This is a genomic window from aff. Roholtiella sp. LEGE 12411, from assembly GCF_015206995.1.
GTDB lineage: Bacteria > Cyanobacteriota > Cyanobacteriia > Cyanobacteriales > Nostocaceae > Komarekiella.
In genome coordinates this window covers 1-19,761 of sequence record NZ_JADEXR010000042.1, presented here as the reverse complement: position 1 = coordinate 19,761, position 19,761 = coordinate 1, and the positions used below count along the sequence as shown (strand labels likewise).

Below are 19,761 nucleotides of genomic sequence, written 5' to 3'. Positions count from 1 at the left end.
CCACGGCCTCTTGATTTGAGAGTGCTGAGTGGAGGAGTGGAGGAGTGGGAAAGAATAAATATTATCTCCTGTCTCCTAACTGTTGACCCTTGACTCTTGACCCTTGACTCCTCATAGCTTAATCCCCAATCAACTCCACGGCATCTCGTCCATCCGAATCATGTAAGTAAACTTTGACAATTTCTTCTTTAGCAGTAGGTAACTTTTTGCCGATAAAATCTGGATGAATTGGTAATTCACGATGTCCTCTATCTACCAACACAGCTAACCTAATTAATTCTGGTCTACCGTAGTCGTTTACTGCATTTAAGGCAGCGCGAATCGTCCGTCCTTTGAAAATCACATCATCTACCAGCACAACTGTTTTTCCTGTGAGATCAAAAGGAATATCGCTTTTTGCTGGAGTCCGCAACCCAATTTTATCGAGGTCATCACGATAAAATGTAATATCCAAAGCGCCAACCGCCACACGTATGCCTTCCAGTGTCTCTATTTGACGCGCCAACAGTTCGGCTAATAACGCACCTCTAGTATAAACACCGAGAAGCACCAGCTGGGATAAATCACGTGTCCTTTCCACAATTTGAGAAGCAAGGCGAGTCAAGGTACGACGGATTTCTTCGGATGAGAGAATTTCAACTACTTTGGTAGACATAGCTATATGCTGATACCCCTGAATGGACTGGGGATTGAGGACTGGGGACTGGGGACACTTCCCTGGGGGACGCTAGGCGTAGCTTGTTTCCCCGTAGGGGTACGACAAGCTCAGTGCATCGCTGGGGACTGGGTAAATAATCCCAATCATTTATTCCCTATCCCCTATTTCCCATTCCCTATTCCCTATTCCCTATATTTATAATTACCTGTTTAGCAGTATTAAAAATATAGCGATCGCTACCACTAACCACAGCAAAAAACTATATCGAGTCAGTTGCAAAGCATTATAAATGGAAGTTGGGGTGATGGGATAAATTGCATCTCCTAGCAGTGGTTTTTGCTTAGCTATCCCGCTATACCAATTTGTACCTCCCATCTGCACACTTAAAATAGCAGCATAGGCGCACTCACTCCAACCAGAATTAGGACTAGGATCGGTAACTGCATCCCGGTGACAAATCCGCCAAACATGTAGAGGCTTACCTGATAAAAGTGCCAGCGTCATAACTGTTAGCCGACAAGGTAGCCAAGTCAAATAATCTTCTAACCGCGCACTGAACCATCCCAAATAGGTATAAGGTGCTTCCCGATAGCCCACCATTGAATCTAGGGTACTGCTAGCTTTGTATGCTAAAGCAAAGGGCGCTGGCCCTACAACTGGCACAAAGAGGCCAACAATTGCATAAAAAAGCGGAGCCATTACCCCATCGGTAGCATTTTCTGTAACTGTTTCTAAAACGGCTCGCAAAATCTCTGGTTCAGAGAGGTTTTGTGTATCTCGCCCAACGTAATTCCTTAAAATATTACGAGCTTCCTCCAGATGTTTTGCTGTTAAAGGTTGTAAAACAGCAATTGCTGCTGCTCGCAAACTTTTAAGAGCAAAACAACTAGCTAAGAGAATACTTTCTAAAGCAATTCCCAATAGCGGATGCAGCCATCTGGCACTTTGAATTATAAAATAGCCAAAAATGCCGCTACCAATTATTAGGACAATACCTAGTACAACTCCAGCTATACGTTGTGTTAAAGAATTGTGACACAATCGCTGAGAAAGTTTGGTGAACTGAGAAATTACCCATCCCATAATTTGCACTGGATGAGGCCAACCCCAAGGATCACCGATTAAGTAATCTAAAAGTGCAGCAATGATTAAAATATAAATGTTATTAGTCATGAGTTAAGGGTCAAGGGTCAAGGGTCAAGGGTCAAGAGTTAAACTAATTCGTAATTCGTAATTCGTAATTAAGTTTTGTAATGAGGATTTAACCCCAACACAAAACTTACCGATTATATAACCGGGGGACTTTAACCCACGGAATTGAGTTAAAGGTCAATATTTGGACTCTGGACTATTGACTTTTGACCCTTGACTAAACAACAAAACTAGCTTCTTCTCCAAGAGAAGCTTGCCAACTGCGAGCATCGTAGTAAAGGTCTGCCAGAGTAATACTGTACAAAGCTTCTTTGAGTTTTTGATTGAGTCTCTGCCATAGGGTAAATGTTACCCAATCTTCAGCTTGTGCTGGTGCTGGTGTGTGATGGGGTAAATGGCTAATGGTTTCACCTACTGCTTCTAAAATTTGTCCTATAGATATTTGTGCAGGCTGTTGAGCCAATTGGTATCCACCAATGCTACCGCGAATTGATTTCACTAACCCAGCACGACGCATTTCTATTAGCAGTTTTTCTAAGTAGGGAGCAGGGATATCTTGACGTTTGGCGATCGCTCTGACAGATACAGGCCCATATTCTGGTTGTAAAGTCAAATCTAGCAATGCCTTCACACTATAGTGTCCTCTGGTAGTTAGTTTCATTTTGCTAAGCTTTGTTATTTAGTCAATAGTCAATTGATAAAAACTCTTGACTCCTGTTATAGACAAGATTAATCGCCTTTCTACTCTTGACTGTTGACTAAGGATCAGTTTTGCTTATCATTCTGTGTTCCAAGTTATCATGCTCAGCAAGTAGACTATCTTTTTAGGGTTAGTTTAAAAAACTTAAACAAATATAGTCTAGCAGTGATTCACAAACTATATATAGTTATCAGCATTGCCAGAATTCTATAAAATAGATTGTCTTAGCAATATTAGTAATCACGCAACAATTCTGCCTATGAGTGTAATATACTTGGCTAGGCTGAGATAAAAACTAAAAGACTCTGTTCTTGTTAGCTTAACGTCAGCTAAAATAAAATCGATTCCAACACTTCAAACATTCGTTTTCAACCTAAGTTGATGCCTAAACAGAAAAAAATTGAACCCCTCCTCGGTGAAGAACTGCTCAAGAAAGTTAAAGAGCTAGAGAACGAGAGCAAAGAAGACAAAGCCAAAAAATGCGGCTACTATACCGTTACCAAAAATGGTATAGAGCGTGTCAATATGATGAAGTTCTTAAACGCCCTAATTGATGCAGAAGGCATTCAGTTGGACAGTGCGCCCAATGCCAACGGGCGTGGTGGACGCAGTGCTAGCTATAGAATTAGTGTGCAATCGAATGGTAACTTACTGATAGGTTCAGCTTATACGAAACAGATGAATCTCAAACCAGGAGATGAGTTTCTCATCACTTTAGGTAAAAAGCATATTCGTTTGAGGCAGGTAGACCCAGAAGATAGAGAAGGTATTGAAGCTATAGAAGCTACAGCTTAATAAATAGTCATTAGTCCAAAGTTTAAAGTCCAGAGTCAAGAGTCCAAAGTCCAAAATCAAAGATTTTTTGACTCTTGACTATTGACTCTTGACTATTGACTAATAACTATATCTGCTGTCGGTAAAACTGGTAAATAGTAACGAAGCGCCTTGCGCGTAACTGCTAAATTGCAGGTTAATGCAATTTGCTCTTTTTCTAGTAAACCTAAAATCAGATCAGGATTGTCTCGTGCTATGACTGGTAATTGATGCAAACCTCTAAGAGACATGCGGTCTAAAGCTTCAGATAAGAGTTCATCTTGCCAAGCATAAAGGATTTCAGTGGTACAAATGTCTATAAGTGTCTGACTAAATAAATTATCAGGAATTTCTGTTGGCGAATTTGAGGAAGTTTGCCAAACAGAAAGAGCGCGGTTAATATCTTCTAAAGAAAGGATGCCAACTAATTGCTCGGCTTCATCAATTACTAAAGCACTCCTTATGCGATCGCTGATCATTTCTACAGCCGCATCCAACACTCCCAAGGTTGCAAGTAATTTTTTCGGACAAGAGTGCATGGCATCTTCTACTAAAACGTGCTGCACAATTTCCGCCTGTTCATCTTTCAACTCAGAAAGACCAATCTGCTGTAAATTGGAGTTAGAGTTGAAAATTGGCTTAATGCGCTCCACTAGCCAAACACTCAAACCCACAGCTGCCATCAACGGTAAAACAATGCGGTAGTCACGAGTTAATTCAAACAGCATTAAAATTGCTGTTAATGGCGCTCTAACGCTGGCAGCTAGAACTGCTGCCATTCCCACCATTGCATAAGCTGGGGGAGCCGCCATCTGCTCACCAATTACTGGAAATACCACAGCCAAAATTTTGGCGTAAGCCGATCCAAAAGAAGCACCCAGAAACATTGCTGGTGCAAACAAACCGCCAACAAAACCACTACCCGCGCTAATAGCAGTCATCAGCAGTTTCAGCACCAACAACTCAACCAACAACAAGAGTGAAAATTGCACATCTTGAAGCATTGCTTCGACAGTTTCATAACCAACACCCAAAATTTGTGGGAAAAGCAAAGCAACTGCACCAACAATGACGCCGCCAATAATTGGATGAATCGGCTGAGGAATTCGTCCCAAAAAGTCGAAACCCGGAACTTTGCCAGCAAAGCAGGCCTTTGCCAAACGAATTGATTCTGTATAAGCTAGAGAAACTAGACTGGCCCCTAAACCCAAGCCAAGATAAAGGGGTAATTCCAAAGAACTGCGAACTTGGTAAGCAGGTAGAGTAAAAGCAGGTTGTGTCCCCAAACCAATTTGGGCAATTAATGCTGCCACCACAGCCGCTAGCAGCACCACACTCACAGCAGAAGTAGCGAAGGATGTAGCTCCCATCACCACCTCTAGAGCAAAGAATACTCCAGCTATCGGCGCATTAAATCCAGCAGCTAATCCCGCAGCAGCACCAGCACCTAAAAGCAAACGCCTCCGCTCTTGAGATACTTGTAGTATTAGAGACAGCAACATCCCAAAATTGGCACCAATTTCTACGCTTGGCCCCTCTGGCCCCAAAGAAGCACCGCTTCCCAAGGAAACAGATGCAGCCAGCATCTTGGTTACTGGTCGTAGTGGTCGCTTTATTTCTGTTCCTTGAGAGGCGGCGATAAGAGATGAAAGTCCAGGCCCAAAGTCTTGAGTACGCCAGCGCATCAAGCCAACGATGAGTCCGCCAAGGATAGGAACGCAGGCTAAAGTCCAAGCACCCCAACCACCAATCTGGCCCATCAAAGTTTCCAGCATCAGATGATGAGTCAGCTGGATCAAATAGTGAAAAGTAACTATACCCATACCAGTACCGCCGCCAATTAGCATGGCTAAAAACAGTACTACTGTTTCTGGGGAGGGTTGAAAACGGTTAATTAGCTGAGCTAAATGTGCAGAAGGTGTAGGAAAGGCAGGTTGTTCCGTTACCTTCCTCAGTTGAGTGGGAGGCAAGAGAGTCATTGATAGGCAGGGGAAATGTCAGAAAAAATTTAGATATTTATCTGTTACTTCTCATTGTGAGCCATTGTTTAGTAACCAGACAAGTAGACTTTATTTACTTAATTTACAAAGCTTGAGCAAAAAAATGTCACTGTGCAAAATTTTTGTGATGAGAACCTTTAAATGGGAGAGAATTAATAATCAAGGGTTAGCGATCGCTCTTAAGGGGCAACTGAGCTTCTACTCTATTGTCTGTACACAAAATACTATATTTGCAGGTTGAGTGGACACACCATACACAAGCATTCAAGGGGAGTCATCCTCAGCTAAATCTAGCTATACTCGTGTTGTAACCCTTAAGCTATCCTTAATTAGGGATGCAAATTTATGTGTTATTTATCACTGAATATCACATACTTGGGAATCTACTAAATATTGATTTGATTTCAATATAGCTATTGTTATAGAGCGAATAAATGGACTAGGCGGACAAGGTAGATGAATACACACACCTTTGATAATCATTATGTTACTTGCCCAATTTGCCAAAGAAATGCTACGCCCAAACCAGTCAAGACGTGCATTGGCTTGTTTACCTGTCCGTATTGCCAGGAACGTCTAGTAGTTTGTCAAAGCGGTCATTACGTGCGCGATCCATTTACCTGGAGACAGATGATGATTGCTTCGGCGCTACGTCGTCAAAGCCGACCTCTATCTAGGATTATAAGAGATTTTGTCTTGCTGAAGCATCCTATGATGGCTTTGGCTGTGGGAAGTGCCATTTTTTTTAGTATGATTGCTATTACCCAGGAAAGCACAAACTCTGATCGCCAAGTATTTCCGACAACAGAGCAAATTAAAGAACTGGGGGAAAAATCTCCCTAAGTTTGTACTATGTTATAAATTAAAGCCCACTATACTGTCAGTATTATTATAACAAAGGGCATGGGGCATGGGAAAGAAGCTACCAATGCCCTGCACTTCTCTACGGGAGGCTACGCCAACGACTATACTCATGACAAGCTCAGTACAAGTGCCCAAAGCGGCGGGGCGACTATCCCTCTACAGACACCTGGAGATGGACTTTACCGTCGCTTTCAATAAACAAATAGAGCATGGTTTTAGTAGAGACGTTACATGTAACGTCTCTACTACAAGGTTTCGGGTTTTATTTATGTACTTCATATACCTGAAATCTGCTGTATGTATCGCTGTATTCTCTGATAGAGTTTTTCTTTTATCCAAATAGACTAAAGGGTGAGCATTACAATGCCCACCCTACAAGCAAGGAACTATTTGCTCTAGTCTACTTAACCATTTTCCAAAAGTCTTATGCAATTGCAAGATTGTTACACAAGGGCATCTAAAACGTACTATCCGGAAATACTTGGGGTGAAAACATTCCCCACAGCGACTCATAGTAAGGGACAAAATAAGCAGCCTGTTGCGGTTCCAAACGAGAGCGAATCTCAGCGCCGAGCAAGTGAATTAATTGCCGTACTAATTCCCAGCGTACTTTCAATTTTGGATACAGCATGACACATAGCGGAAATAGCTCTTGTTGTACGGCGCTAATGTTGTTCTCTAAAACACAAACCCACAGATAAACCTGAAACATCTCCGTATCACGGATACTCGAAATCTTAATGTTAGTGTCACTTAAACGACCTGTATAGCAGTGATAGGCGGGATACAACTCCGTCACCCGTTCTACGATCTTGGTCGCAATTTCACTGCACAGCGGCAAGAGTTGCTGGACTGCTTTTAACGCTGGCGCGTTGTAAGCATGTTGAGCTGCTGCCTGGTAAGCACGCTGGAGTGGCATATAAAGGTGGTCATCAATCACCTTGAAATAAGCACTCAGCAATGGTTGCTGTGTTGGCGGTGTTAAGTTGAGCAGCATTTGCCCACTGTAGTGAAATTGCATACTGATAAACCCGATTACTCTGGGATCGTCTGCCATGTACTTCTGCCGAATTTTTCCCAAGTCTGCTGCAATCCAGGTAGAAAATTTCGGTGGGGGAATCTGTTGAGCATAAGCTGAGAGGGCTGTTTGATAAATATGGTGAGCATCTTTTGTTACTGCCCACGGATCAATCAATTTAGGGTCAATTTGATGCCGAATGACCTCTTTAGACAGGAGTGCTTCTGTTCTTGCCCACGCTTGAACACTTGTGGTTCGGAGTGTCTGCATTAAAGTTTTTGCAATCTCATTTGCTATTTCACTTCGGTTGAGCACTTCAGTCAGATCATCCTGTTCAGCTAGCTTTCGCAAATACTTCTTCGCCCACGCTTCTGAAAACGTCTGATTTGCTCCCGTCTCAGCAAGTTCTTCTCGCTTTTCTGGAAATAATGAAATATCTTGTAAATTTATCAGCACCTGATTTTTGTATCCAATGAAATATTTATTAATCTTTCCTAGCATAGAAGAATAAATCTGATGATAAAAACCGCAAGATTACCAGGTTTATTATTTCTTCAAACTAAGCTATTGGAGCTTTTACAAACCAGTAAAAAAGAATCCAATTTTCTGGAGAAAAGTGATGTCTGTCTTGAAAAGTATAGAGACGCTCGTCAACTCGCTACCGCTTCTCTACCAGACGCTGCGCGAACCCTAACAGCTCAAACCGCCCTCCGCGCCAGAAGATTCCGACGCTAGGTGCTCTCATGAGCACTAGCTCGACTTTTATACTACGGGCTGTTCGGTGATGCAACTTGACTTTCTACAGACGATTAGTATCTTTTGTAACTAGTTTCCAACCTTCAGCTTGATCAACTAGCTTCATCGACTCTAGTTGGAGATTTTTGGCAGTAGATGTATTAAGCAGGAAGTAGGGTTGTCCGCTGTAATGCCAGTAATATTTTAGTTCACCTGGAGAAGCGGGAATGATGGTGCGATCGCTATAAAAATCCAACGATGGACGATGATAGGGAAACGATGTGTAAATCTTCTTCACGGCTGGATTTGCCTGCACTATCATAGCGGCGACTGGTTTAACTGGATAGGCTTTACTTAATTCCCAAATCCAGTAATTAGATTTCATCAACAGCAGCAGTGAAATATAACTTCCCCAAAATAAAATCTTCAGAAATTGTCCGTCGCCTCGCTCTGCCAAAATAGCCGCTAAGGTCATAGTTAAAGCTATTGCTGCAAAAATTAACTGTAAGTCGGTTTTTGGCGCTGTACCCCAACTGAAATACATGCTACCAGCAGAAGCGGCTACAGCAAGTATTGCTAAACCAGCTACCCAAGTACGCGGATATGATGACAGTAAAGGCGAATTTTCCGTGTCTGTTAACTGGATACCAAAAGCTAAGGCTAAGCTAGGGTAAATCGGAAATATGTACCAAGGGAATTTGGTACTCATCAAAGAAATCGCCAGCAGATAAACACCACTCCACACTAGTACGAGTTTTGCCCAGCTAAGGTTCCGATTTTCCCAGGTTAAACGTATAGTTTGCGGTAAAAACACTAGCCAGGGCCATGTCCACTTGAGAAGCTCGATGACATAGTACCAGGGTGGTTCAGAATTCCTTTCGACAAGTGTGCCAATGCGGTTTAAGGATTGATTCACAATGCCATCTTGGGCAAAAGTGTAACCATAGTGGATCAGTTGGATGCTATACCAAGAAGCCACAGGTAGAACACCGATGAGGATTGCTAGCCAAAAATAGTAACTGGTAAGTAGTCGTGGTGTGTCCCAAAACAAGAATACGATCGCGATCGCGCCGAGCAATACACCTAACAGTCCTTGTGTCAAGCAAATTAATCCGAAACTAAGCCCAACACCTAAGCAATAACGCAAATCTCGGCGCGATCGCAATACACACAACATCATCAACATCAAAAAACTTACCACCGCCCCATCTAACATTGCTAAACGCCCATGACGCACGACAGGTAGCATTGTTAGGTAAATCAAGGCGCTATAAATAGCCGCCCAACGTTGGCGAAATATCTCTCTACCAATACAATACAGTAAAGGTACGGAGATTGCTGTTAAAACTGCTCCAGGTAAGCGGGTTGTCCACTCATTCATACCTCCTAGAGAATAAGCCCAAGCAATTAGCAAATGCATCAGGGGCGGCTTGTTGTGATACGGTTCACCTCCTAGGGTTGGGTAAAGCCAACGCATTGAACCTGCTGGAGCACGCCAAATTTCCCGAGCAACCTGTGCCACAGTACCTTCATCCCAATCTCGCAGCGGTAATCCACCAAGATTGATGCTAAACAGTAACACTGCTGCCAAAAGCAGTACTACTAGCCATACCCAATCAATCCATTTATCAACCGTGCGATGCTGTCTCTCTAGATGACCCCAAACAAAGCTTCCTTCTTGCATATTCTATGATAATCATTTTGCTTGCTGGTTTAATTACAAGAGACTAGAGCGAATCTCCAATATTGCCACCCAGTAACAACCTGTGTTCTTAACAATTGCTAGTTTCCAAGATTAGCTCAATTTTGTCTAATTAGTGCTAACTTTTTGAGAAATTCATCTTAGTTATTTTGCCAATTATTTAACCAATTTTTACGGTTGTTTGATAAAAATAATACAGATAAACACTATTTTATTACCTATTAATTAGTCCGTAAATAACCCTATATACATTCTAATTTTGATGCCTGATTAAATTAAGCGATAACCTCTGTATAAACGTTGCATCGCTCTGTATAGACGTTATGTTCAACGTTTATACATTAAATTTTCACTGTCTTTCATTAGATTAATTATTCCAAAGTTAACCTTGTGCATCGCATCCTAGGAAAATAAAAAGCCTTTTTGGTGATAGCAGATATAGTATTTTCTATTACAGTTTTGTTAAACCTTTTGCTACCGCTATTAAGGAAATATACAAATACCGACGCTAATGTAAAATTTAAAAAATAAAAATAACTTGTAAACCCCACTCTTTATCCTGGCGAATGATTTCAATTTGTCTGATGAATTCTCGAAAGTAAAATCGCCGCTCTGCTTCCGACAAATCTAACCAAAATTGTGAGATAGAAACAGCTTGAGCAACAGAACGCAAATTCACAGGTGGGAGAGTTGCTAGTTTAGCTTGCATTGCAGAAATTTCTGTGCGGAGTTTGTAAGCCCTTAACTTTGCTGTTTCAGTATCTAAAATTCCAGTTTCGATTAAAGCGGGTAACTGAGCAAGTATTTCTTGCTGACGGGCGATCGCTTCACTTAAACTATTCTTGACTGCATCCAACTGAGGAAAATTCATTCCCGCTACTGCTAAGGGTAAGTCACGGCAAACCGTTTCAATTGTATGTTCCAAAACTTTCTGGTAAGGAATGGCGCGACACTTAGGATTTTTGGGACAGCTCATTGAACGCAAATAAAGATACTCTTTATCTTGATTTCGTTGAGTGACACTGGTAACTACTAAATGTGACTGACACTCATCACAGATAACCAACCCAGCCAGAGAACGTGGCGCACTAGCAGTCCGAGACGGTAAACGACTGTTACGACGCAAAAGCCGATCAATTTGGGCTGCTTCTTCTTTGGAAATTATTGGAACATGGGTATTGGAGAGAATTTCACCATTGTGATAGGCTGTATCACCCCGATAGACTGGATTCGTCAGCCAGCGTCGCCCAGTAGTAACAGAGATTTTCTTGCCGTATTTTTTCGCCAGATAACGGACTGAACCCCGCAAGGAACCATAAAGTAAAAAGTGTTCAAAAAAATCTTTGATCACTGGTGAAGTACTGCGATCAATAGTATATTTTCCTTTACCTCTGCGGTAGCCGTAGGGCATTTTACCCGGTGGAGGCGCAGCATCAAGACGATTGCGGGCGTGTCCTTGGCGGATGCGGCGACTGCGTTGCTGACGTTGAACTTCGTGTAGCAAATTCAGTAATTCACTACGGAGATTGGAGTTTTCAGACGTGTATGGTTGTTCAGTGACAATTACCATCACTCCCATTGCTTCAAGTTCATTTAAGCGATCGCTCACTTCCTCTACAGTATCCCCCAATTCTTCCAAGCGCCGAATCAACAGATAATCTGCTGGTTCAGTTTGATAGTCTGTGAATAATTGTTGTAATTGCGTTCTTTTACCCAAATCTTGATAAACCCCGTCCACCTCCCATCCCCAATTAGCTTCATCGGGAGAAGATTCTAGTAGAGGATCTGTGTAAGTGTAGGCAATAATTTTCATTAGTCAAGGGTCAAGGGTCAAGCGTCAAGAGTTAGGAGATAATATTTATTCTCCCCCACTCTGCGTTAGTGGTTCAAATCGGTCAAAATCTAAATAAACCCGATCGCATCTTACTAACAATGCAGATTACCCACAGTCTCCATACAGCCATTCTCGTTACTGATTTAGAGCGCTCAGAACACTTTTACGGCAAAGTATTGGGACTATCCAAAATAGATCGCTCCTTAAAATACTCTGGTGCATGGTATCAAGTTGGCAACTATCAAATTCACCTGGTAGTCGCAACCACCGTACCCACCGAAAACCTAAATGAAAAATGGGGACGCAACCCCCACATCGCTTTCTCAGTTGCTGACTTGGACGCCGCCAAATTAGAGTTACTCAATCACCATTATCGCATTCAAGCTAGTGCCTCCGGTCGCGCTGCTCTCTTCACTCAAGACCCTGATGGGAATATTATCGAATTGAGTCAGCAGTGAGGGGGAGTAGGGGAGTGGGGGACAAGGCAGAGTAAATATTAATTATCCCCAATGCCCCATGCCCCATGCCCAAAGCTGGGGATTGATCCACAGTAAGTATAAGATGCGATCGCATTCATGTGATATTCTACTGATGAAGCTCGTTTAGATGGAAAACTTAACACCTACATTGTTGGTAAATACTTAGATACAGTCAAACTAACCTACTTGTATATTATGTAGAATTTTAGAGATGCGATCGCTTACTCCTAATAATTATATAAATTTGTAAAATTCAAGTTAAATATTTTGAGCATCACTTTTAACTAGAAATTGCTGACTGAATGTAACAATATAATAAATTGTCAAAAATAAATATAAAATACTGATTTTATTAAATTAACTTAATCAACTTATATCAAACAAATTTCTTAAATTATTTATACTCATTTTTATTTTTCATCAAACATACTAAATTAATCATAAAAGATGACACATCAATTAATATTAATCAAAGTCAGAAAACTGAGGATTAGCAAATACTGGTCAGATAGGCTTGTATTTTAATAAAATCTTTGAAATAATCATCAATAGTGTTGAATTATTAATCGTTAGTTATAACTCGCTAATTTTTACTTTTCAATTGAGTGATGCCGTCATAGGGCAATAGGTTAAACTTTTCTCATCCTCTATCCTCTGATAATTAATTTTAAAGCCAAATCTAAAGCTGATTCCCACATCACAATGAAATACCAAGTACTAGATCGGATTTTTAACAAACCTTCCTTTCCACGTAAATTTGAACGTTTGGAACTGGATGATAATTTTTGCATTATAGATACATCCGATCAAGTACAACGGTTTGCTGATTCCCCTAAGGAAGTGATGCGAGGAAAAGATGTCCGACTAAGTTTTCCTGAGTTTATAGGAATTGAAGATATTCTGAAATCTATTTTACAAGGGAACCAGGAACTATTTGAACTACAAGGCATTGAGCGATGTGCTGATAATAAATTCGATATATACATGGATATATATATTATCGGTGAACAGCATACACAGGAATCTGGCAACAAATTAATCATTCTGATTGAGGATGTCACTGACAGGATGGCCTTACAACAGAAGTTAGCACAGCGAGCTAATGAAGCGCGTATGCTATCAAATGCCTTAATGTCATACAAAAACTATATGGATAAAGTTATCATTTCAATGGCAGATGCCTTGTTGGTAACAAATAGTTTAGGAAAAATAAAGAAAGTAAATAATGCTGCCCAAAAATTATTTGGTTTTCATGAAGAGGAATTAATTAATCAATCAATATCACTGCTAATCGATGATGAGCAAGGATTAATCAAGGTAACTCAACAACATACTTCATTTAAGAAAAACTTTCAGAATTTAGAGCTAGTTTGTAGAACCAAAACAAAAGAAAAATTATTAGTTGCTTTTTCTTGTTCAGTAATTCCCAAAAAAATTGAAGGTTTAGAAGATATTGTCTACATCGGTCGAGATATTACTACTCGCTTAAATCGGGAACAGCGCACTTATGCTCAATATAGCATAACCCGTATATTATCAGAATCTCAAAGTATAAAGCAGGCGATTCCGCAAATTTTACAATCTATTTGTCAAAGCCTAGGATGGGATTTAGGAGAACTTTGGACACCAAATCAATACATCGGCAAATCAGTTAAAGCACCCAGTATTAATGCAGTATTGAGATGTGTAGAAATTTGGTCAAGCCGAGTAATTTCTGTGCGAGAGTTTAAAGCAATAACCTGGCAAACTACCTATACTCCTGGTATTGGTTTACCTGGTCGAATTTGGACACGACGTTCCCCCCTTTGGATTAGCGATATCACCGCAGATAATGACTTGCAGCGATCGCAATCCGCAGCCGAAGCTGGATTGCATACAGCATTTGGCTTCCCCATTTTAGACGATCATGAAATCTTAGGGTTGATGGTTTTCTTTAAGCGAGAGGTACAACAAAAAGATACAGACTTATTACAAATGATGGCTTCTGCTGGTAGCCAAATAGCCCAATTTATCAAACGCAAACAAGCAGAAGATGCGCTTGTAGAAAGTGAAAAACGATATCGAGATTTATTTGAGAATGCTAACGATCTGATTCAATGTGTTAATGCTTATGGTCGTTTTTTGTATGTCAATCGTGCGTGGCGGGAAACTTTGGGATATAGCGAAGCTGAAATTGCTCAGATGAATTTTTTTGAGATTATACATCCAAATTTTCAAAAATACTGTCGTCAACAGTTTTATCGCTTGCTTTCAGGAGAAAAGTTAGAACAAGTTCAAACTGCATTCCTTACCAAAGGTGGTCAAACAATCTTCCTAGAAGGTAATATTAACTGTAAATTTTTAGAAGGTCATCCGATTGTTACTCGTGGCATTTTTCGCAATATCACTCAGCGACTTGCAGCAGAATAAGTACTACCTGATCAATAGAATTTGCCAGCAGCAATTTCTGATCGCCTGAAAGAACAACCAGGTAGAATGGCTGAAAACGTGGGAAGAAAATAATAACTTTTGATTTTTGACTCTTGACTCCTTACTCCTTCTTCTGTTCTTGAAGTTGGGGTTCTAATTCGATTTTGCTATAAATCTGCAATGCAGAACGCCAAACTATATAACCTTCAGGGCTTAAGTGTAAGCCATCAGTAGTAAATTCACGGCGGAGATTGCCTTGCTTGCTGATAAACAAAGGATACAAGTCAAGATATTTGACACCTTCGTTAGCAGCTACGCTTTGCAGTTGCTGATTCAACTGGCGAATGCGACTATTAGCAACAGCCAGCAGTTGCGCCCGTCCTTGCCAGGTTGCTTCCTTTGCTCCATGGGGCAAAATTGACTGGACAACAATTTGCGCTGTCGGATGTACCTTTCGCAGGTAACTCATAATTTGTCGCTGATTATCCAAAATTACCTCATCGCTCACCCCTCGAATTAGGTCATTAATGCCAATCATCACAAAAATCACCTCTGGCTGGGTGCGCTCAAATAGATCCAATCTTTTTAACAGTCCATTGCTGGTTTCGCCAGAAATTCCCTGATTGAGCCAATTTTTGTCTTCGGGTAATAACTCAGTAGGAAACCACAGACTCAGAGAATCTCCCACCAGTATGGTTAAATGCGGAGGACGTTTGTCAGCAACTACCTTAGCTTCTTTCTTAAGGATGTCTATCCACTGCTGGTAATTGAGTTTTAGATGGGAACCCAAAATAGGTGTAACAGATTGGGTTTCATTGTTCAGGTTGACTTGAGCGAAGGAAGTTGTAGTTCCAAAAAAAGCGGTCAATTTCTGCTGTTGCAAAATCAGTAGAATGACAGCCAGCATCAATATGCCGTTGGTTAACAGCGATAAAAATGCCCAGATAGGAAAGGTTTTTGCAGAAGTAGACACGACTAGCGAAATTTACCAATTGTTTGAATCAGATTTTAACTGATTCGTCGTCAGTACTCCGCCGATTATTGAGGACTTTACAAAAAAGGGTCAAGGGTCGAGAGTCCTGAGTTATAGCAGTCGCCTGCTCCCCCTCCCCCTATTTGGGACGATCGCCAAACTCGGAGTTATAACCTTCTTCACCGTGTTCGTTAATATCTAGACCTTGGTATTCGGCTTCTTCTTTGACTCGCAGACCGATTGTGGCATCGATAATCTTCAGAATGAGCCACGTGCCAACACCTGCGATCGCATAGGCAATGGCGATCGCTACTATTTCGATTACCAGTTCCCCAAAATTACCGCGCAGCACACCGTTTTTACCTGCTCCATTGACTTGAGTGGTGGCAAAGATGGCTGTTAAAATTGCACCCACGGTACCACCAACGCCATGCACAGGATATGTATCTAAAGCATCGTCAATTTGCAGCTTGTGCTTGAAACTCACAGCGTAGAAGCAAACAAAAGCGGTGATGAAACCAATTAAAATCGCTGATAGCGGTGTGACAAATCCGGCGGCTGGAGTAATGCCTACTAGACCGGCAACGGCTCCTGTTGCTGCTCCCACTGCGGTTGGTTTACCACGTAAAACTGCTTCTAAAATCAGCCACATTAGAGCACCCGCAGCAGCCGCTGTATTGGTGGCAACAAATGCTGTTGTCGCTACATTTGTTACCAAGTTGCCAGAAGTTCCACTAGCAATGGACAAGGCACTCCCAGCGTTGAAGCCGAACCAGCCAAACCAGAGCAAAGCAGCACCTAATAAAATGAAAGGAACGTTGTGCGGAGGGCTAAGGCGGTCAGGATAAGTTTTCCGGGGGCCAAGGACGATCGCAGCTACAAGGGCAGAGACACCAGAACTAATGTGAACTACTGTGCCACCTGCAAAGTCGAGAGCGCCCAAACCACCATACAAACCCAAAAATCCACCTTTAGCCCATACCATGTGGGCTAGGGGCGTGTAAATAAAAGTTGACCATAATAGCACAAAAAGGGAATAGGCGCGGAAACTCATCCGTTCAGCGATCGCTCCTGAAATTAAAGCTGGGGTAATGATCGCAAACATGGCTTGATAAATCATGAATGCCTGGTGGGGAATTGTCGCAGCATAAGAAACGACTTCCACCGGGTTTGCCCCTTTGAGATAATCAGTTGTCTCTAACCCGACACCATTTAAACCAAGCCACTGTAATCCACCGATAAATGGCAGTCCTGGAGCAAAGGCAAGACTATAGCCCCAGAGAATCCAGGTAACGCCGACGATTGCCATCAATACAAAGCTCATCATCAACGTGTTTAAGATGTTGCGCGATCGCACGAATCCACCATAGAAGAATGCCAATCCTGGTGTCATTAGCAGAACAAGTGCTGATGAAATCAGCATAAATGCTGTGTCCCCAGTATCAGCAGCAGGCGGAGTAGCCGCTGGTGTTTGGGCTAAAGCATTGCCCATCAACGGTATTCCCAAAATAAATAGGGTTATGACCCCAATCATGACAACTTTCTTCAACACTTCTTTTTGTCCCTAAACACCAACAATTTTTTATTAGCTAAATACATTGCAGTACTGTTTGATACTGCTTTTTGTCTTGTAAGTTACTCTACTTTATTTTTTCTCGAAAATTAATAAAAATGTAATCCTAATTGGTGATGCCAAAAATTAAATAAAGGTGTGTCAATGCAACAACTGCATCTTATTTTTTCAAGTAATAGCATTTTGTTTAAACGATACAAAATTCTCAGCTTTTAGTTAACTAATGCTACAAACGAAGATATTGGTGAGGCTTTTTAAGTGTTGTGAATCCTCAGCACTTTTCTTTGGAAAGTTGAACGAATATATAATAATTTCTCTTTCCATAGCACGCATAAACGCATTGCTATGGCTAGAGTTGTTTATCACAGCGTAGGTGCTAACAAAACCTTTGTACTTTAGCACCTAAGTGCAAAGTTATTATCTGTTCAAAGTCTGACGTGGCGACAAAGATATAGAATTTTAGGCGTTGCTGATTATTAGTGTAGAGACGCTTCAAACAGTGCGTCTCTACAAGAGTTTTGAAATCACGCAAAATTATTTTTATACCGAAATTCAGCAACGCCGAATTTTTACTTAGCTTCTGGGCGAGAACATGATAATTAACACACTTACCAAAGCTAGACAGGTTCCGATGAAGTCGTAGCGGTCTGGAGTCACTCCGTCTACCTTCCAACCCCAAAGCATTGCCATTGCAATAAACACACCTCCGTAAGCAGCATATACTCTGCCAAAGTTTGCTGTTTGGAGAGTAGCCAGTACCCCATAAATAGCTAAAGCAATTCCACCCAATATCCCCCACCAGAACGACTTACCTTCCCTCAACCATAACCAAATCAGGTAGCCGCCTCCGATTTCAAACAAACCAGCCCAGATGAAATAAAGCAGCGACTTAATCATTTGAGTAATTTCAAAATATGCAGGACTTACGCAACTGGCACAGGCGATCGCTAAATTTTAGTACGGATGTATTGAATAACGACGCCACTAGTACAGAGCGATCGCCAATAAATAGTACTTTGGTACTATAAAAATGCACATGAAATGAACTAGAGTACAAATGTAAAGTGTCCCTTTTTACGCCAAACTTTTGGGCTGCGGCTCAGGCTACTGCAACGAATACTTTTGAATATGAAGTTTACTAAATTAGATTATTGCCAGTACCTACTTAGTAGTCAAATTAATTATACAATGACCAATTTGGCAGAGCATTTAGAGAGTATTAGCCATGATGCAATTAACTACTCTTTTGTTGAGGAAAAAGTTAACACCTCGGTTACTCTGGGATAATGTAAAAGATGTAGTAGAACCTGATGAGAATGGTTACATCATCTTTGATGATAGTGTTTTAGACAAAAGGTATTCTGAAGAAATAGAAATAGTCAGGAGACAATATAGTGGTAATGAGCATGGTGTAGTCAAAGGAATTGGTGTAGTCAGCTGTGTATATGTGAATCCTAAAGTTCAAATATTTTGGGTAATAGACTACCGCATTTTTAATCCAGACGTGGATGGTAAAACCAAGATAGACCATGTGAAAGATATGCTGCAAAACCTTGTGTATCATAAGCTTTTACCATTTGATACGGTTTTGATGGATACATGGTATGCGGTACAAAGTTTAATGCTATATATTGATAGTCTAGACAAAATATATTATTGTCCTTTAAAAAATAATCGTTTAGTTGATGATACATTTGGTCAGGAAAAATATAAACGTATTGAATTATTATCATGGAGCAAAGAAGAGTTAGACTGTGGTAAAATTATAAAAAGTAAAGGGTTCCCAGCTAATAAAAAAGTGAAACTATTCCGGGTTATTGTTTCTACCAACAGAACGGATTACGTCGCCACTAACGATTTATCTCAAAGTTCCACGGATGTTGTACAACAGGTGTGTAAAATTCGTTGGAAAATAGAGGAGTTTCACAGGGAGATTAAACAATTAACTGGCATTGAATCTTGTCAGTGCCGTAAAGCTAGGCTCCAAAGAAATCATATTGCTTGTGCAATGTTAGTTTGGGTTAGGTTAAAGAATTTAGCCTATACCACTGGTAAAACTATTTATCAAATCAAGCATAACTTGCTTTCTAATTATTTAATTCAGCAACTAAAACGCCCAAGTATTCTTATGTGCTTGGTTTGATTGAAATTGTCCCGTGGCAGGGCGCAGCCCTGCCCGCTATTTGTGCCAGTTGCGTAAGTCCTGATATAATCTAGATCATGTTCACTATCAGTCCAAATTTTTCCGTTAAATTCACCTGTACTCTCGCCTTTAACATTGAATCCAGCAAGTGCGAAAGCGTGTAAAACCATTCTTTCACCATGAAGACCTAAAGAATTTGTAAAACTAAAGTGACTATATTCGTTAACCAGCCCAATTACCCGTTTTACATCCGTGAGAGGTTAAGGTAGAGTGCATTTTGTCAATCAGCTAAAATACTCAAAAAAATCTAAATGAAAATGATAATCGCTCATGGGGAGAGGGGGGATGAGGCAAGCCTCATCCCCCCTCTATTTGATTATCATTATCAAAGAAGTTTTGAATAGCTAAAATGTCCAATGAAAAAGTATTGTAACGATGGAATACTTTTGTAAAAAGTGGGCAACATTGTTATGTAAACCTCATCCATCTTGAGAACTGGAGTTTTGCCAGAAGAAATATTACTCTGAAGAAGTAGGTGTAGTAGAGAACAAAACGAGGATGCTTAAAGTAGAGTGCGCTCATTGGAATCAAAGTAGCTCAATATTGAGACAAGAGGCGTTAAAAGCAAATCATGCTCGTACCCGCGAACGTTTGATGGCACTGTATGAGATATGTAATGGAAAAAGCGCAACACAGGTAGGTCGGGAA

General features: G+C 40.9%; 17 protein-coding genes and 1 pseudogene. 7 read left to right on the top strand and 11 right to left on the bottom strand.

All coding sequences use genetic code 11. From position 1 onward, the window contains the following. Positions 1-118: 118 nt before the first annotated feature. The 3 genes from pyrR to IQ246_RS12010 form a co-directional block, all read right to left on the bottom strand. The gene (pyrR, locus tag IQ246_RS12020) at positions 119-655 is read right to left on the bottom strand and encodes a bifunctional pyr operon transcriptional regulator/uracil phosphoribosyltransferase PyrR (protein ID WP_194003257.1); all 537 of its coding nucleotides are present in this window, start codon (positions 653-655) and stop codon (positions 119-121) included. 204 nt (positions 656-859) lie between these two features. Beyond that, positions 860-1,831 carry an adenosylcobinamide-phosphate synthase CbiB gene (gene cbiB, locus IQ246_RS12015; RefSeq protein WP_194003256.1) on the bottom strand — a complete coding sequence of 324 codons (972 nt, stop codon included), beginning with the start codon at positions 1,829-1,831 and terminating at the stop codon, positions 860-862. Positions 1,832-2,027: 196 nt separating this feature from the next. Further along, the gene (locus IQ246_RS12010; RefSeq protein ID WP_194003254.1) at positions 2,028-2,471 is read right to left on the bottom strand and encodes an Rrf2 family transcriptional regulator; all 444 of its coding nucleotides are present in this window, start codon (positions 2,469-2,471) and stop codon (positions 2,028-2,030) included. Between the two features lie 420 nt (positions 2,472-2,891). On the opposite strand from IQ246_RS12010, the gene IQ246_RS12005 reads away from it, so the two are divergent. After that, entirely contained in the window at positions 2,892-3,305 is a 414-nt protein-coding gene (locus IQ246_RS12005) for an AbrB family transcriptional regulator (RefSeq protein WP_194003252.1), read from the top strand. Between the two features lie 92 nt (positions 3,306-3,397). On the opposite strand, the gene IQ246_RS12000 is transcribed toward IQ246_RS12005, so the two are convergent. Further along, a complete protein-coding gene (locus IQ246_RS12000; RefSeq protein ID WP_194003250.1) occupies positions 3,398-5,302 on the bottom strand; it encodes a chloride channel protein in 1,905 nt (634 codons plus the stop codon). Positions 5,303-5,779: 477 nt separating this feature from the next. On the opposite strand from IQ246_RS12000, the gene IQ246_RS11995 reads away from it, so the two are divergent. Both IQ246_RS11995 and IQ246_RS11990 read left to right on the top strand, forming a co-directional pair. Beyond that, positions 5,780-6,166 (top strand): hypothetical protein, encoded by a 387-nt coding sequence (locus IQ246_RS11995; protein WP_194003248.1) that lies wholly within the window; start codon positions 5,780-5,782, stop codon positions 6,164-6,166. Between the two features lie 60 nt (positions 6,167-6,226). After that, positions 6,227-6,385, top strand: coding sequence for a hypothetical protein (locus IQ246_RS11990; protein WP_194003246.1), 159 nt, complete (start codon positions 6,227-6,229; stop codon positions 6,383-6,385). Positions 6,386-6,644: 259 nt separating this feature from the next. Here the strand turns inward: IQ246_RS11990 and IQ246_RS11985 are convergent, their stop codons facing one another. After that, on the bottom strand, positions 6,645-7,661 hold the full coding sequence (locus IQ246_RS11985; RefSeq protein ID WP_208492130.1) for a hypothetical protein: 1,017 nt from the start codon (positions 7,659-7,661) through the stop codon (positions 6,645-6,647). Between the two features lie 60 nt (positions 7,662-7,721). On the opposite strand from IQ246_RS11985, the gene IQ246_RS11980 reads away from it, so the two are divergent. Further along, a complete protein-coding gene (locus IQ246_RS11980; protein ID WP_194003244.1) occupies positions 7,722-7,940 on the top strand; it encodes a hypothetical protein in 219 nt (72 codons plus the stop codon). A 64-nt stretch (positions 7,941-8,004) separates the two neighbouring features. Here IQ246_RS11980 and IQ246_RS11975 read toward each other — a convergent pair whose 3' ends face one another. After that, positions 8,005-9,624 carry a glycosyltransferase family 39 protein gene (locus tag IQ246_RS11975; RefSeq protein WP_194003242.1) on the bottom strand — a complete coding sequence of 540 codons (1,620 nt, stop codon included), beginning with the start codon at positions 9,622-9,624 and terminating at the stop codon, positions 8,005-8,007. A 538-nt stretch (positions 9,625-10,162) separates the two neighbouring features. Continuing rightward, positions 10,163-11,455, bottom strand: a complete 1,293-nt coding sequence (locus IQ246_RS11970) for a recombinase family protein (protein ID WP_194003240.1) — start codon at positions 11,453-11,455, stop codon at positions 10,163-10,165. Between the two features lie 119 nt (positions 11,456-11,574). Between IQ246_RS11970 and IQ246_RS11965 the strand changes: the two genes are divergently transcribed. Next, positions 11,575-11,934 carry a VOC family protein gene (locus IQ246_RS11965; RefSeq protein ID WP_194003289.1) on the top strand — a complete coding sequence of 120 codons (360 nt, stop codon included), beginning with the start codon at positions 11,575-11,577 and terminating at the stop codon, positions 11,932-11,934. A 38-nt stretch (positions 11,935-11,972) separates the two neighbouring features. Here IQ246_RS11965 and IQ246_RS30845 read toward each other — a convergent pair whose 3' ends face one another. Next, a complete protein-coding gene (locus tag IQ246_RS30845) occupies positions 11,973-12,098 on the bottom strand; it encodes a hypothetical protein (RefSeq protein WP_255515527.1) in 126 nt (41 codons plus the stop codon). Positions 12,099-12,657: 559 nt separating this feature from the next. Here IQ246_RS30845 and IQ246_RS11960 point away from each other — a divergent pair. Beyond that, positions 12,658-14,364 (top strand): PAS domain S-box protein, encoded by a 1,707-nt coding sequence (locus tag IQ246_RS11960; protein ID WP_194003238.1) that lies wholly within the window; start codon positions 12,658-12,660, stop codon positions 14,362-14,364. A gap of 121 nt (positions 14,365-14,485) precedes the next feature. On the opposite strand, the gene IQ246_RS11955 is transcribed toward IQ246_RS11960, so the two are convergent. From IQ246_RS11955 to IQ246_RS11945, 3 genes are all read right to left on the bottom strand, one after another. Continuing rightward, positions 14,486-15,337 (bottom strand): SGNH/GDSL hydrolase family protein, encoded by an 852-nt coding sequence (locus IQ246_RS11955; protein ID WP_339379262.1) that lies wholly within the window; start codon positions 15,335-15,337, stop codon positions 14,486-14,488. A gap of 139 nt (positions 15,338-15,476) precedes the next feature. After that, positions 15,477-16,871, bottom strand: a complete 1,395-nt coding sequence (locus IQ246_RS11950) for an ammonium transporter (protein ID WP_370588490.1) — start codon at positions 16,869-16,871, stop codon at positions 15,477-15,479. A gap of 612 nt (positions 16,872-17,483) precedes the next feature. Then, entirely contained in the window at positions 17,484-17,807 is a 324-nt protein-coding gene (locus tag IQ246_RS11945; RefSeq protein WP_194003234.1) for a YnfA family protein, read from the bottom strand. A gap of 231 nt (positions 17,808-18,038) precedes the next feature. Between IQ246_RS11945 and IQ246_RS11940 the strand changes: the two are divergent. Continuing rightward, positions 18,039-19,053, top strand: a pseudogene (locus IQ246_RS11940) (transposase). The last annotated feature ends 708 nt before the right edge of the window (positions 19,054-19,761 follow it).

Coding starts and splice junctions, on each gene's coding strand:
- IQ246_RS11990 (WP_194003246.1), top strand. CDS start 6,227: ATGGGGCATGGGAAAGAAGCTACCAATGCCCTGCACTTCTCTACGGGA.
- pyrR (WP_194003257.1), bottom strand. CDS start 655: ATGTCTACCAAAGTAGTTGAAATTCTCTCATCCGAAGAAATCCGTCGT.
- IQ246_RS12005 (WP_194003252.1), top strand. CDS start 2,892: ATGCCTAAACAGAAAAAAATTGAACCCCTCCTCGGTGAAGAACTGCTC.
- IQ246_RS11945 (WP_194003234.1), bottom strand. CDS start 17,807: ATGATTAAGTCGCTGCTTTATTTCATCTGGGCTGGTTTGTTTGAAATC.
- IQ246_RS11960 (WP_194003238.1), top strand. CDS start 12,658: ATGAAATACCAAGTACTAGATCGGATTTTTAACAAACCTTCCTTTCCA.
- IQ246_RS12000 (WP_194003250.1), bottom strand. CDS start 5,302: ATGACTCTCTTGCCTCCCACTCAACTGAGGAAGGTAACGGAACAACCT.
- cbiB (WP_194003256.1), bottom strand. CDS start 1,831: ATGACTAATAACATTTATATTTTAATCATTGCTGCACTTTTAGATTAC.
- IQ246_RS12010 (WP_194003254.1), bottom strand. CDS start 2,471: ATGAAACTAACTACCAGAGGACACTATAGTGTGAAGGCATTGCTAGAT.
- IQ246_RS11995 (WP_194003248.1), top strand. CDS start 5,780: ATGAATACACACACCTTTGATAATCATTATGTTACTTGCCCAATTTGC.
- IQ246_RS11970 (WP_194003240.1), bottom strand. CDS start 11,455: ATGAAAATTATTGCCTACACTTACACAGATCCTCTACTAGAATCTTCT.
- IQ246_RS11975 (WP_194003242.1), bottom strand. CDS start 9,624: ATGCAAGAAGGAAGCTTTGTTTGGGGTCATCTAGAGAGACAGCATCGC.
- IQ246_RS11965 (WP_194003289.1), top strand. CDS start 11,575: ATGCAGATTACCCACAGTCTCCATACAGCCATTCTCGTTACTGATTTA.
- IQ246_RS11950 (WP_370588490.1), bottom strand. CDS start 16,871: ATGATTGGGGTCATAACCCTATTTATTTTGGGAATACCGTTGATGGGC.
- IQ246_RS11980 (WP_194003244.1), top strand. CDS start 7,722: ATGATAAAAACCGCAAGATTACCAGGTTTATTATTTCTTCAAACTAAG.